This window comes from Amycolatopsis sp. NPDC051071, assembly GCF_040682875.1.
Lineage (GTDB): Bacteria > Actinomycetota > Actinomycetes > Mycobacteriales > Pseudonocardiaceae > Amycolatopsis.
Map to the genome: position 1 here is coordinate 1 of NZ_JBFBBY010000183.1, position 13,405 is coordinate 13,405.

A 13,405-nucleotide genomic window follows, 5' to 3' on the forward strand; every position below is an offset into this window, starting at 1 on the left:
CCTGCCCGTTCGGTACCGGCGCCCCGTTGCTCGCCTGAGGTACATGAAGGCCCCCTTCCTTGCGCCTAGGTACAGGAAGGGGGCCTTCCTGTACCTAGGCAAGGCCCTAACGACCCAAATCACTCACGACCCCGCGGCCGACGCCACCTGTACCGCTGTCGCCACACCTGTCGCTGTCCATAATGGACGCATGCGCCCGGGTGTCGCGCCGGCTGTCATTGCCGACGAGAAACCCAGGCCAAGAGGTTGATCAACTTACGCTACGTGGTATTGGAACCGACCTGGTCGTTGACCAAGTGCGGCGTGAGTCCGCGCACCAGGCAAGGGGGCTCTCGCAGTACCTGTATCGCCAGGGTCTCCCAGACGTCCAAAACGCCTGTCAACCTGGTGTCGGCGAGTTCTTCCACGACACAAGGCACGGAGACCATGGCGGACAACCAATTCACCACTCATACAGAACTTTTCGATCTGAGTGGGAAGTATGCCCTCGTCACAGGCGGCACCAGGGGCATTGGGATGATGATAGCGCGCGGCCTTCTCCAGGCGGGCGCCCGCGTCGTCATCAGCTCACGCAAGGCGGACGCGTGCGCGGAGGCACAGCGTCTACTATCCGAATTCGGCGACGTTCAAGCAATCCCCGCCGACCTGTCCAGGCACGACGAGTGTCAGCGCCTCGCTGATCTTGTCAAGGCCGGCTCGGAACGCCTGGACATCCTCGTCAACAACGCGGGAGCGATGTGGCGCGAGCCGCTGGCGACGTTCCCGGACGAGGCCTGGGACGCAGTGATCGACCTCAACCTCAAGTCGCCGTTCTGGCTGGTGCAGGCGCTGCTCCCCGCACTTCGCAGGGCAGGCACCGCCGATGATCCCGCGCGCATCATCAACATCGGCAGTATCGCCGCCATCCACGTCGCCCAGTCGCCCAACTACTCGTACGCCGCAAGCAAAGCGGCACTCCATCAACTCACCAGAGTGCTTGCCAGAGAACTGGGTCCACAGCACGTGACGGTGAACGCGGTAGCGCCGGGAGTGTTCCCGTCACAGATGATGGCGTCCACGCTCGATGCCGTCGGCGACACGATCGCGGCGGCGGCCCCTCTGCGCCGGCTCGGCCGCGACGACGACATGGCGGGTATCGCCGTGTTTCTCGCCAGCCGGGCTGGTTCCTACCTCACGGGCACCATCATCCCGGTAGACGGCGGCATCGCGACGACCGCATCGGGTACCCCCTAGATCGGTTTCACTTCGGCGCAGCCGATCCTGCCGACCTTCACCTTCCACAAAGGGCGGCATCTTCCGTGTCAGGGAAGACCAAACCAGCTCCTGACCAGACGTTTCCTCTGTTGTTGCAGGTCCAGGGGCTCTCGTTCCTCCTCGTTGGGGCGGCTTCGAATAGTGGTGAGCGCACCCACGGCGCGTTCGCTTCAGGGGCGTTGTGCGTGGAGACCGTCGACGAGGATCGACAGCAACCGCGGCCCTCGCGCGTCGAGTTCGGCGTCATCCAGCCGAGACAACCAGCTGATAAGCACGATGACGTCGCGGGCTTCGGCGTCGGCGCGGACGCTGCCGGCCGAGCGACCGGCGGCCAGCAGCAGTTCCACCGCCTCACCGATCGGGCCGAGGCTGTGGGCAGCGAGGTCACGCCACGTCGCTGCCTCGACGGCGGCGAACACATCGCGCTTGACCCTGGCGTAGGCGGCCACCCGGTCGAACCACGCCGCCAACGCATCCAGCGGTTGGTGAGTCGTCAGCAGCCGCGGAGCCGCGGCGACCAGCTCTTCCACTTCGTGGCGGTACACCTCGGCCAGGAGGTCCTCACGTGTCGGAAAGTGCCGGTACAGCGTGCCCTGCCCGATACCGCAGGCCTTCGCGACCGCGTTGAGCTTCAGTTCCCCTGGCTCGTGCACGAGATCGTGTGCCGCTTGGATGATCCGTTCGCGGTTTCGCTGTGCGTCCGCACGCCGTGATCCCCCGGCTTCAGTGGAAGCGGACACGTGTCCGCTACGGTTGTCGAGGTAACCGGACATGTGTCCACTCTAACGGAGGATCTCGATGCCCATTCATGGCAAGGTCGTCGCCATCACCGGCGCCAGCAGCGGAATCGGTGAAGCGACAGCTCGCCTCCTCGCCTCACTCGGCGCGACCGTCGTCCTCGGTGCCCGCCGCACCGACCGGCTCGACCGGCTGATCACCGAAATCAAAGCCGACGGCGGCGTGGCGGCCGCCACGCGCGTGGACGTAACCGATCCCGGTGATCTCCAGTCGCTCGTCGCACTGGCCGTCGAGCGTTTCGGCAGGCTGGACGTCTTGGTGGGCAATGCCGGGGTCAGCAGGATCAGCACCGTCGCCGACCTGGATGTCGAGGGCTGGTCGGCGATGGTTGACGTGAACGTCAAGGGGATCCTGCACGGAATCGCTGCGGCCCTGCCCGTGTTCCGCAGTCAGGGCAGTGGCCACCTCGTCACTGTCGTCTCGACCTCTGGCCTGAAGATCGTGCCCACCCAGGCGGTGTACGCGGGGACGAAGAACGCGGTACGGACCCTCCTGGAGGGCCTGCGGCAGGAGAGCACCGACGGGGTTTTGCGGACGACGTCGATCTCCCCGGGCTACGTCCGCACCGAACTTGTCGACAACGCTGTCGACGATCCGGCCGTGCGCGAGCAGATGAAGCGGAACATGGCCGTTCTCGGTATCGACCCCACGGCGGTGGCACGAGCGATCGCCTTCGCGATCGACCAACCCGACGACGTCGAAATCGGGGACCTGACCATTCGACCGACTCGTCAAGGCTGAGTTGACCCGCTCATCGGCACGAGCACGTCTTGCAGGTAGCAGATGGTCGTTGCCGGCGAGCTACGTTCGTTCGGCGTCACGACGCTGGTCGTAGCTCTGCCGGCAGTTCTGGATCTCGTCCGCGTGGGCGGTCGTCCAGTCGTACAGGTGACCGAAGGGTTCGCGCAGGGATTCGCCGAGCGGGGTAAGGGAGTACTCGACTCCGACCGGTGAGGTCGGCAGCACGCGCCGTTCGATCATCCCGTTGCGTTCCAGGCGGCGCAGGGTCTGGGTCAGGACCCGCTGAGTCACGCCTTCGAGGTGGCGCTTGATGTCGTTGAACCGGCGGGGCCTGTCGAGGACGGCCATCACCATCATCGACCATTTGTCGGCGATCTGGTCGAGGATCGGGCGACTGGGGCAGTCGGCCCGGTAGACGACGCCCGTGTCCGTACCGGTGCCGGGAGTGGTCATGTCGGTATCCTCCACGATCCTTGAGATGCCGAAAGTGCGTTATTGACGCCGGTCTCCCGCCGCTTCAGCCTAGGTATACATCAGGAACTTAGCTGCCCGACAGGTACTGATCGGAGATTCTTCGTGCACCACGACGCCTACGCGACCCTGCGAGTGAACCATGAGGCAGGCATCGCCCGTGTCACCCTCGACAACCCACCCGTCAACGTCCTGGACGTCGCCCTCATGGCCGACCTGCGGCGGCTGTTGACTGGGCTGCGGGACGACGAATCGGTCCGGGTGATCGTGTTCGACAGCGCCGATCCGGACTTCTTCATCGCCCACGTCGACATGGCACTCGTCGACGCGCCGGACGCCTTCGACGGACTCGCGGCCGACACACCCGACGGTGTCAACGTCTTCCAGGCCCTCGGGGAGTTGCTCCGGCACCAGCCACAGGTGACGATCGTCAAGCTCGCCGGCCTGGCCCGCGGCGGAGGGGCGGAGTTCGTCACGGCGGCGGACATGGCATTCGCGGCGATCGGTCGCGCCGGGATCGGCCAGGTCGAGGCACTCATGGGCATTGTCCCCGGGGGCGGCGGCACCCAGTACCTCGCCGACCGGATCGGCCGCAACCGCGCTTTGGAGGTGGTGCTCGGCGCCGAGTTGCACGACGCGCGGATCGCCGAACGCTACGGCTGGATCAACCGGGCCGTACCCGCCGATGAACTCGACGACTTCGTCGACCGCCTCGCCCGCGACATCGCCGCACTGCCCGAGGGCGTGATCGCCGCGGCCAAACGCGCCATCGTTCCCGCTGACCTGGCCGAAGGCTTCCTGCGTGAACACGACGCTTGGGCGGGCCAGATCGTCCGGCCCGCGGCCGAACAGTTGATCCGCGGCGGGCTGGCCCACGGTGCCCAGACCCGCGACGGCGAACGCGATCTGGAGAGCCTGCTCCGCACGCTGGCCGGCTGATCCAGCGGGCCAGAGCCGGGGTGGCACGGACAGTCAGCGGAACAGGCGGAAGAACCCGCGCACCTGCTCGACCAGCGACTCCGGCTGCTCCAGGGCCGCGAAGTGGCCACCTCGCGGCAGTTCCTCGAACCAGCGTAGGTCGGTGAACCGCAGTTCGGCCTCTCGCCGCGATGGGCGGGTTATGTCGCGTGGGTAGACCGACAGCCCGGATGGCGCGGTGACCTTGTCTCGGAAGTTGGCGAAGCTCTCCCAGTACAGGCGCGCCGATGATGTGGCTGACGCGGTGAACCAATAGACCGAGATCTCGTCGAGGATCTTCCGCAGTGAAAACGCGTCCTCGGGGTGGCCGTTGTTGTCCGTCCATGCCCAGAACTTCTCGGCGATCCAGGCGGCCTGGCCTGCCGGGGAGTCGGTGAGGCCGTAGCCGAGGGTCTGCGGCCGGGTCGCTTGGAGCGCCGAGTACCCCCGGCCGGTGCGCTGGAACTCCTTCTCGGCCTGGAGGTTCGCCAGCTCCGCGGGCGTCGGGTCGTCGAAGGTGCCCGCCGCCACGGAGCCCAGGTTCAGGTGGACGCCGGCGACCCGCTCGGGTGCCACCTCGCCCAGCGCACCGGACACTGCCGAACCCCAGTCACCGCCCTGCGCGCCGTACCGGTGGTAACCCTGCGAAACCATCAGCGTGTCCCAGGCGTGCGCGGTGCGAGTGACGCCCCAGCCGGTCGTCGACGGCTTGTCACTCCAGCCGTACCCGGGCAGCGACGGCGCGACCACGTGGAACGCGTCTGCTGGGTCACCGCCATGCGCGCGCGGGTCGGTCAGCGGGCCGAGGACCTCCAGGAACTCGAGCACCGAACCTGGCCACCCGTGCGTGAGCACGAGCGGGAACGCGTCCGGCTCCGGCGAGCGGACATGTAGGAAGTGGATGCCCAGCCCGTCGATTGTGTCGCGGTACTGCGGGAAGACGTTCAGCCGCTCGGCGTACCCGAAGTCGTAGTCCTCGGCCCAGCTGCGGCACAGCTCCTGCGCATAGGCCAGCGGCAAACCCTGTGACCAGTCGTCCACTGGCTCGCGCTCGGGCCACCGTGTGCGTCGCAATCGTTCACGCAGGTCCGCGATCTCGGCTTCGGTGATGCTGACCCTGAACGGCTCGGCGACCATGGTGGGCTCCCTCCCTTGACGACCATTCTCTGGCCGAGTCTCCGCTGCTGGAACGAGGTTACTTCCGACACCGACCGCTGCTCGGCGCACCTGGCCGCGATCACGCTCAGCGCACCGGCTTCCGTGATCGTCGACCTGTCTCGACCGCACCTCCGAACGTGCGGCACCTTGACGCACCGGCAAGCAGGAAGAAGCGACGTCTTCCGGCCGCTGCGAAGCTGAAACAGTCGACGATCTAGGAGGTCAAGGTGTCGAGCATCCATGTTCCGACGCGCGAGGAACTGGTTCTCCGCGTGGCCGAACTCGCCCCCGCACTGAAGAAGCACTCGAACTGGCAGGAACAGAACCGGCGGGTACACGAGGAGTCCATCGAGGCGCTGGCCGACGCCGGCGTCTTCAAACTGCGCCGCCCCAAGCGTTACGGCGGCTACGAAGCTGACACGCGAACCCTGGTCGACGTCGCCACCGAGATCGGCCGTGCCGACGGCTCCGCCGCCTGGGTGGCCTCGGTGTACTGGATCCCGACCTGGATGGCCTGCCAGTTCCCGGAGGCGGTGCAGGACGAGGTGTTCGCCACCCCGGATGTCCGCGTCTGCGGCACGCTGAGCCCGTCGGCGATGGCCGCGCCGGCCGACGGCGGGGTCGTGGTGAACGGCAAATGGGGCTTCATCAGTGGGGCATTGCACGCGCAGTGGCAGGAGATCATCGCGATCTTCGTGCCACCGGAGGGCGAGCCGTACCCGATCATGGCGCTGGTGCCGATCTCGGACCTGCTGATCGTGGACGACTGGGACACCTCGGGCCTGCGCGGCACCGGCAGCGTGTCGACGGTGGCGCAGGACGTCTTCATCCCGGCTGAGCGGGTGCTCCCGCTGCAAGCGGTGCTGGAAGGTCAGGGCGCGGCTTCGGCCTCGATCTACCGGGCGCCGCTGCTTCCGGTCGCCTCGGCGTCCTCGGTGGGGACGCTCGTGGGGATGGCGAAGGGCGCGCAGGACACCTTCCTCAAGCGTCTGCCGGACCGCAAGATCACTTACACGGCCTACGCATCGCAGCGCGAAGCCCCCATCACGCACCACCAGGTGGCCGAGTCGGCGCTGAAGATCGACGAGGCCGAGTTCCACGCGCACCGGGTGTCCACTTTGGTCGACCGGAAGACCGCGGACGGCACGCCGTGGAAACTCGAGGAACGCGCGGTCGCGCGGGCCGACCTCGGCGCCGTGGTCCGCCTCGCCAAGGAAGGCATCGACATCCTGGCCGGCGCTTCCGGCGGTTCGTCGGTCTACCACGGCATCCCGATCCAGCGCATTGCCCGCGACGTCGCCGCGGTCAACCTCCACGCGCTGATGCACCCCAACACCAACAACGAGCTGTACGGCCGCGTGCTCTGCGGGCTTGAGGCCAACACCCTCTACATCTAGGAGGATCCACCGATGACCACGACCGAAACCGGCACCGCCGCCGACCAGGCGGCGATCGCGGCGCTGACCCAGAAGGTGATCGCCGCGTGGGCCTACCACGACGCCGACTCCTTCGCCGGTGTTTTCACCGAAGACGGCACGATGATCCTTCCCGGCGTCTACAAGAAGGGCCGTGACGAGATCCGGTCGTTCCTCGTGGAATCGTTCGAGGGCAACTACAAGGGCACCCAGGTCACCGGGCGTCCGCTGGAGATCCGGTTCTTCACCCCGGACTCCGGCGTCCTGATCACCCAGGGCGGCGTGCTCGGTCCCGGCGAGACCGAGGTCGCGGACTCCCAGTCGATCCGTGCCTCGTGGACGGTCGTCAAACGGGACGGCGCCTGGCATCTGGCGTCCTATCAGAACACCCCGGCCAAGCAGCAGCTGCCCAAACCGGGCACGGCCGCCTGACCCTCCTCACCGGAACCCGGGCCTCCCCTCTCTGGGCCCGGGTTTCCGTCTGCCCGGGGCCCGGTGGGCTGAGGGCCGTGAAGGCACGGATTTTGGTTCTCCACACGACCTTCGACCGCTCCGACGAGACCTGGGCGGCTGGACGGCGCTGTCGAGCTGATCCTCGTCACCGGCTGGTATCAACCCGGCCTCTCGCATTCTGCTCTGAACTCCGCTGTGGCCGTAAAACGCCAGTTACGGATAAACGTGCGGGAAACCCGGCGTTTACGATTTGCTTCAGTGAGTGTCGCGGAACCACCAAAAGCGGATGTCCACGTCGGAGACATATATGCGGATTCTCTTCACCACCGTGCCCTTGTCCGGTCACTTCTTCCCGTTGGTGCCACTCGCGTGGGCTTTCCGGGCGAGTGGCCACGAGGTGTTGGTGGCCACTTCGGGGGAATTCGTGCCCACGGTACTTCGTGCGGGCCTGCCCGCGGTTTCGTGCGGATCGGCCATGGTGTCCTTGGTCGATTTGACCGCCGGGGATTTCAAGGACGGCGAGGGGCTGCGCCGGTATGCGCATGGTCGCGTCTTCGCCGAGATCGCTGCCCAGAACCTGCCGGGAATGACGTCGCTGATGAACGCGTGGCGGCCGGACCTCGTCGTCAGCGAACGGGCGGAGCTCAGCGGGCCGATCGCCGCCGCGGTGAGCGGCGTCCCGTGGGTGGAATTCCACTGGGGGATCGCCGAACTCGGTGAGTACCGGATGGGTGGCGCCGACATCCTCGCCGGTGAGCTCGAGGCGCGGGGGCTGGACGGATTGCCTCGGCCGGACAGGGTGGTCAATCCTTGGCCGCGAAGCCTCCGGCTGCCCTACGCGGCCGATCACCGGAGTATCCGGCACGTGTCCTACAACGGGGACGCCAGTGTCCCGCCCTGGGCCGTGGAACGACAGGCCGGGGGCCGAATCTGTCTGACACTGGGCACCGTGGTCCCGCACCTGGGAATGGGACGATTCTCCCAGCTTGTGCTGCCCATCCTGGAACAGCTGGCCGAGCTGAACGTCGAGATCGTGGTCGCCGTCGACGGCGTGGTCGCCGCATCGTGGCCACCGCTGCCCGACGTCATCCGTCACGTGGGCCGGATGCCGTTGTCCCAGGTCCTCGCGGCTTGTGATCTCGTCGTCCACCACGGTGGCCAAGGAACCGCGCTGACCGCACTCGAGGCAGGGATTCCTCAGCTGGTGCTCCCGCAGTTCGACGATCAGTTCGAGAACGCGGGCGCGGTGGCGGAATCCGGTGCCGGCATTCGACTGCTTCCCGCGCGGATCACGCCGCAAACCGTGGCCAAAGGCTGCTTGGAATTGCTCGGATCGGTGAAGTTCGGCATCGCCGCATCGGATATCGCCGCCGAAATGGCTGCCGCGCCCTCGCCGCTCGAGATCGTCGACATGTTCGAAGAGCTGATCTCCTGAGGCACCGTTGGATACCTGACTAACGTGAAGGATGACGACCGATGGTGAAGAAGTCCTTGTTCAGTAATCCGCTTCACGTCGGACGCCCCAACGTGGGTGACCGGGATCGGTTCCTGGAGAGGATCAACGGTGCCCTGGATCGGCTGTGGCTGGCCAACAACGGCCCTTTGGTCCAGGAATTCGAGGCTCGGGTGGCCGAACTGGCGGAAACCGAGCATTGCGTTCCGGTGGCCAACGCGACAACCGGTATCCAGATCGCGGCCAAGGCGGCCGGGCTCGAACCGGGTGACGAGGTCGTCGTTCCCTCGTTCACCTCACCCGCGACACCGCACGCACTCCAGTGGGTCGGCCTGGTTCCGGTCTTCTGTGACGTGGAAGCCGGTACGGCGAACGCCGACCCCGAACACGTCGAACAGCTCATCGGGCCCAAGACGCGCGCCATCGTCGGAGTCCATGTGTTCGGCCGCCCTTGCGAGATCGATCAGCTCTCGAAGCTGGCCGAATGGCACGGGATTCCAGTGCTGTTCGACGCCGCGCAGGCCGTCGGGTGCACTTACAAGGGGAAACCGGTCGGCGGGTTCGGATCGGCGGAGATCTTCTCCTTCCACGCCACGAAGTACGTGAACAGCTTCGAAGGCGGCGCCATCGTGACGAACGACGAGCGCATCGCGTCGCAGGCGAGGGTCATGCGAAACCTCGGCCTCGACGACAATCGCGAGACCGTGGCGTGCGGGATAAACGGGCGGATGACCGAGGCCGCGGCCGCGATGGGGCTGACCTCGCTTGAGGCCATGGAAGCGTTCATGGAGATCAACCGGAACAACCATGAGTCCTACCGCGACGGGCTCGCGGGGCTTCCCGGTATCAAAGTCTACGAACAGGCCGACGAGGAACGCGCGAACCATCAGTACGTCGTCATCGAGGTGGACCCGGAGACCGCGGGGATCCATCGCGACGCGGTTCAGGCGGTCCTGACCGAGCACAATGTCCTCGCCCGTCCCTATTTCCATCCGGGGTGCCACATGATCGACCCGTATCGGGGGCGTCCGTCCGTCCACGCTCCGCTCCCGTTGCCCCGTACCGAGGCGCTGTGCGAGCGGGTGCTTTCGCTGCCGACCGGCACCGCCATCGGTCCGGCCGAGATCGCGGCTGTCTGTGAGATCATCCGCGACGCCTGCGCGAGAGCGTAGGCGTCGCGGCGACCGGATCTCAGTGTTCGCCGCGCTCGGCCAGTGGCTGGTCCCAGCTGCCATGGCCGAGCGTGCGCGGGTGCTCCTCTTCGTTGTGCTCCACCTTCGCAATGAGCGGCCCGGCCGTCGCGACGGCCGGGCCGATCGCGTGGCGCGCGTCATCACCTCGCGCACCAGCGGACGGCCGGCCAAGTGTCACTTTCGGACGGCGACGAACAGGCCCGGCGCGTTATGCGGTGCCGACCCGAGCGTCCACGGGATATCCAGAAGTTCGACCGAGCAGTCGGCTCGATCGAAAGCCGACACGTACTCCTCCTGCGTGAACAGGTTCATGAAGAAGTAGTCCGTCCATTCGCGGAAGCCCGTCGACTCGCCAACCACGAACTTGATCTCCACCCTCGCGTGATCGCCTTGCCGTACGGAATGGGTGACCCGGGAGACGACCTTGCCGTTGTCTCGCACCAGATGCCCGCCAACATAGCCGTCGATGAACATGTCGGGGAACCACCCTGGCTCCACGACCAGAACGCCGCCGGGTACCAGGTGTGAGGCGAGGTTCTGGATCGCCACCTCCATATCCGCACGCGACTCGAGACAGGCGATGGCGTTTCCGAGGCACACCACCGAGTCGAACTTCCGGCCGAGGTCGAAGGTCCGCATATCGTCGAGCTGCAGGCTGACACCCGGCAGTCTGCCGCGCGCGACGCCCAGCATCGCCGGCGCGATGTCGACGCCCTCGATGTGCTCGAACGAGTTCGCGAACCTGGCCAAGTGAGCGCCGGTGCCACAGGCGACGTCCGCGAGGCTGGCCGCGGCCGGGAACCTGGACTGGATCAGCCGCGTGATGTCGTCGGCCTCGGTCTCGAAATTCTTACCCCTGCTGCGAAAGACAAGGTCGTAGAGTTCGGTGTGGTCTTCTCCCCAGCCGGCGTGCGTGTCGGCCCAGTTCTGCTCGTCTGTCATGGGATCTCCGTATTCTTTCGGCCTTGCCCGGACCGGGCGGACTTCCTTGTCGATTATCCGGCCGGTCTCGTTACCGTGGCCACTCGCGAACTGCGGTCCGCGTAACCCGCGCAATGGCGAATGGCGCATGGCGGAAGTCGGCGATCGAGGAGAGGCATAACTAGAATCGGCCTTGCCGGATGATCAAGAAAACAAGGGGTGACCACATGAATCGACTGCGAACATACCGGCGGATCTGGACGACGATCGCGATCACGATGAGCGCACTGCTCATCGGCGACTCCGCTTCCGCCGGCTGCCGGGCGGTCCGGACGTCCCGGCCGAGCCCGTTCGTTCAGGGCTGCGCCGGCGAGCAAACGCCGACAACCTTGTACACGAACTCCGAGGTCCAGCCGACTCTTTCGATCGACCCCCGCGATCCGCGGCATCTGGTCGGCACCTATCAGGTCGATCGCTGGCAGGACGGCGGCTCGCGTGGCGCCGTGGTCGTGACCTCATTCGATGGTGGCCGATCCTGGTCGCGCTCGACTCCGCCGTTGACGGAATGCGCGGGCGGCGACGAGGGGAACGGTGGCGATTTCAAGCGAATACTCGACGTGTGGAGCACGATCGCGCTCGACGGGACCGTGTACCTTACTTCGCTCACCATCACCGGAGGCCTCTTCGGCCCCGAATCCGAACACGCGATCCAGGTGACGAAGTCGGCCGACGGCGGCCGAACCTGGAGCAACCCCGAAATCATCACCCGGGAAAGCGGCATGGTGCTGAACGATTTCCCGACCATCACCGCGGACCCGACGGACTCGCGCTACGTCTACCTTGTCTGGTGCCGGATAGGAACACGGGACGACGGCCAGTCCACCGGGCCGATGTACCTGGCGAGAAGCTCCGACGGCGGAAAGACCTGGGAGCCGCCGCGCCCGATTTTCGACGGCGGCCTCAACACCTACGGGTTCGCCAACCGCGTCGAGGTACTGCCGAACGGCGTTCTCGTCTTCCCCTTCACCGCCATCTCCGAGGATCCGGTCACTCATGAGCGTGGATTCCAAGCCATGGCGATCCGATCCGCCGACAAGGGGCGCACCTGGTCGCAGCCGGCGAAGATCAGTGAGATGTTCTCGGCGGGTGCCAAGGACCCGGATACGGGAACTCCTATCGCCGACGCCGGGTACTTCATGCACAGCGCCATGGACGGACGCGGTGTGCTGTATACGGCATGGCAGGATTCCCGGTTCTCCGGCGGTGCCCGCGACGCCGTCGTCGTCGCCCGTTCGACCGATGGTGGTCTCACCTGGTCCGAACCGGTCGCGGCCAGCCGTGCCCCCTCGGTATCGGCCTTTTCGCTCTCTCTGGCCGCTCGCCGTGACGGTACCGTCGGTGTGACCTATTACGACTTCCGGCCCAATACCCCCGACCCGGCGACGTTGCCAACCGACTTCTGGCTGGCAACGTCCGCCGATGGTGGTGCAACGTGGTCGGAGCGGAAGGTGGACGGCCCGTCCGATCTGGCCGTCATACCCAAAGCGGACATCTTTGGTCCGACACCATATTTGTACATGGGCGTACAATACGGACTCGTCGCCGGAGAAAACTCTTTCATCTCGCTATTCGCGAAACCCAACGATGGCGACCTTGGCAACCGCACTGATATCTACACGACAAGTATTTACGGGCGAGGGTGAATGAATGCCCGGTGCCGGTTGCTTCGCACGGGGCGGCACCGGGCATTCATGACCCGTACCACGGCTACTGGAACGAGATCGTCACCTTTCCGACGTTGGACGCGTCGGCGGTGAAGACGCCGACGGCGCACTGAACCGTGTTGCAGTCGATGGCAACCGTGCTGCCGTCCGCTTTGTGGCCGTTGAACTGCTTGACCACTGTCAGCGGAGTGGAGATGGAACCGCTGCTGTTCGAGGTGACCTGAAGGACCCTGCCCGCGTCTCCGAGGCAGTCTGCGCCGACCTGGCCGCACTCGCCGATCCAGAACGTGGAGTTGGGGGCGAGCCCGGAACCTGAAACCTGCACGGTGGCGCCGTTGGTGAGACCCGACGTAGGCGTCACGGAAACAGACTCCACGGTATCCGCGTTGGCCACAGAATACGATCCGAGTGCCAATCCGGTGGCGAATACCGCGATAGCGCCGACCTTGGCAATGCGGGAGGTGCCATTCTTTACGCGCATCGAAATACTCCGATCAATGGGGGTGGATTTCTAAGAGGCGATGAGTGGATTTCTCAGCACTTCCGTGTGCTTTCTCAACCTCATCTGCCAATGACTTTACACAGGTTGGTCAGTGAAGAACACACGAACTGGACGGGGTGGCAGTCGAGGAGAAGTCGGACATTCCTCGCTTTGGCCGATCATGGGACGGTGTGTCCAAAGTGGACTTTTCTCACCTGCGAAGATCGTGAGTGGTGATCGATTTCAGCCCCCGTCGCCCGTTCTGCTCGAAGGCCCCCTTGATTGCGTCCAGTGCAATCAAGGGGGCCTTCATGTGAGCGATAGGGCAAACGTGGCGTGTCCTGAAGGCCCCCGTTGAGACGTCGAAGGTCTCAACGGGGGCCTTC

General features: G+C 65.8%; 13 protein-coding genes. 8 read left to right on the top strand and 5 right to left on the bottom strand.

Annotation, left to right across the window (positions count from 1 at the left end; all coding sequences use genetic code 11):
- The first annotated feature begins 426 nt into the window (after nt 1–426).
- Complete coding sequence (locus AB0M65_RS35300) at nt 427–1,233, top strand: SDR family oxidoreductase (RefSeq protein ID WP_364037880.1); 807 nt, start codon at nt 427–429, stop codon at nt 1,231–1,233.
- Nucleotides 1,234–1,424: 191 nt separating this feature from the next.
- Here the strand turns inward: AB0M65_RS35300 and AB0M65_RS35305 are convergent, their stop codons facing one another.
- On the bottom strand, nt 1,425–2,027 hold the full coding sequence (locus AB0M65_RS35305; RefSeq protein ID WP_364037883.1) for a TetR/AcrR family transcriptional regulator: 603 nt from the start codon (nt 2,025–2,027) through the stop codon (nt 1,425–1,427).
- 25 nt (nt 2,028–2,052) lie between these two features.
- On the opposite strand from AB0M65_RS35305, the gene AB0M65_RS35310 reads away from it, so the two are divergent.
- Nucleotides 2,053–2,793, top strand: coding sequence for an SDR family oxidoreductase (locus tag AB0M65_RS35310; RefSeq protein ID WP_364037886.1), 741 nt, complete (start codon nt 2,053–2,055; stop codon nt 2,791–2,793).
- 60 nt (nt 2,794–2,853) lie between these two features.
- On the opposite strand, the gene AB0M65_RS35315 is transcribed toward AB0M65_RS35310, so the two are convergent.
- Nucleotides 2,854–3,246, bottom strand: a complete 393-nt coding sequence (locus AB0M65_RS35315) for a helix-turn-helix domain-containing protein (protein ID WP_364037889.1) — start codon at nt 3,244–3,246, stop codon at nt 2,854–2,856.
- Nucleotides 3,247–3,369: 123 nt separating this feature from the next.
- Here AB0M65_RS35315 and AB0M65_RS35320 point away from each other — a divergent pair, with 123 nt between their 5' ends.
- On the top strand, nt 3,370–4,203 hold the full coding sequence (locus AB0M65_RS35320; RefSeq protein WP_364037892.1) for an enoyl-CoA hydratase/isomerase family protein: 834 nt from the start codon (nt 3,370–3,372) through the stop codon (nt 4,201–4,203).
- 33 nt (nt 4,204–4,236) lie between these two features.
- Here AB0M65_RS35320 and AB0M65_RS35325 read toward each other — a convergent pair whose 3' ends face one another.
- Nucleotides 4,237–5,358, bottom strand: coding sequence for an epoxide hydrolase family protein (locus AB0M65_RS35325; protein WP_364037895.1), 1,122 nt, complete (start codon nt 5,356–5,358; stop codon nt 4,237–4,239).
- Between the two features lie 248 nt (nt 5,359–5,606).
- Between AB0M65_RS35325 and AB0M65_RS35330 the strand changes: the two genes are divergently transcribed.
- From AB0M65_RS35330 to AB0M65_RS35345, 4 genes are all read left to right on the top strand, one after another.
- Complete coding sequence (locus AB0M65_RS35330; protein ID WP_364037898.1) at nt 5,607–6,776, top strand: acyl-CoA dehydrogenase family protein; 1,170 nt, start codon at nt 5,607–5,609, stop codon at nt 6,774–6,776.
- Nucleotides 6,777–6,788: 12 nt separating this feature from the next.
- Nucleotides 6,789–7,226: an SgcJ/EcaC family oxidoreductase gene (locus AB0M65_RS35335; protein ID WP_364037901.1), complete on the top strand. Its 438-nt coding sequence runs from the start codon at nt 6,789–6,791 to the stop codon at nt 7,224–7,226.
- A gap of 328 nt (nt 7,227–7,554) precedes the next feature.
- On the top strand, nt 7,555–8,682 hold the full coding sequence (locus AB0M65_RS35340; RefSeq protein WP_364037904.1) for a nucleotide disphospho-sugar-binding domain-containing protein: 1,128 nt from the start codon (nt 7,555–7,557) through the stop codon (nt 8,680–8,682).
- Nucleotides 8,683–8,723: 41 nt separating this feature from the next.
- A complete protein-coding gene (locus AB0M65_RS35345) occupies nt 8,724–9,872 on the top strand; it encodes an aminotransferase class I/II-fold pyridoxal phosphate-dependent enzyme (protein ID WP_364037907.1) in 1,149 nt (382 codons plus the stop codon).
- A gap of 195 nt (nt 9,873–10,067) precedes the next feature.
- Here AB0M65_RS35345 and AB0M65_RS35350 read toward each other — a convergent pair whose 3' ends face one another.
- The gene (locus AB0M65_RS35350) at nt 10,068–10,835 is read right to left on the bottom strand and encodes a class I SAM-dependent methyltransferase (protein ID WP_364037910.1); all 768 of its coding nucleotides are present in this window, start codon (nt 10,833–10,835) and stop codon (nt 10,068–10,070) included.
- A gap of 368 nt (nt 10,836–11,203) precedes the next feature.
- Here AB0M65_RS35350 and AB0M65_RS35355 point away from each other — a divergent pair, with 368 nt between their 5' ends.
- On the top strand, nt 11,204–12,517 hold the full coding sequence (locus AB0M65_RS35355) for a sialidase family protein (RefSeq protein WP_364037913.1): 1,314 nt from the start codon (nt 11,204–11,206) through the stop codon (nt 12,515–12,517).
- A gap of 64 nt (nt 12,518–12,581) precedes the next feature.
- Here AB0M65_RS35355 and AB0M65_RS35360 read toward each other — a convergent pair whose 3' ends face one another.
- Nucleotides 12,582–13,019, bottom strand: coding sequence for an enediyne antibiotic chromoprotein (locus tag AB0M65_RS35360; RefSeq protein WP_364037916.1), 438 nt, complete (start codon nt 13,017–13,019; stop codon nt 12,582–12,584).
- Nucleotides 13,020–13,405 lie beyond the last annotated feature (386 nt).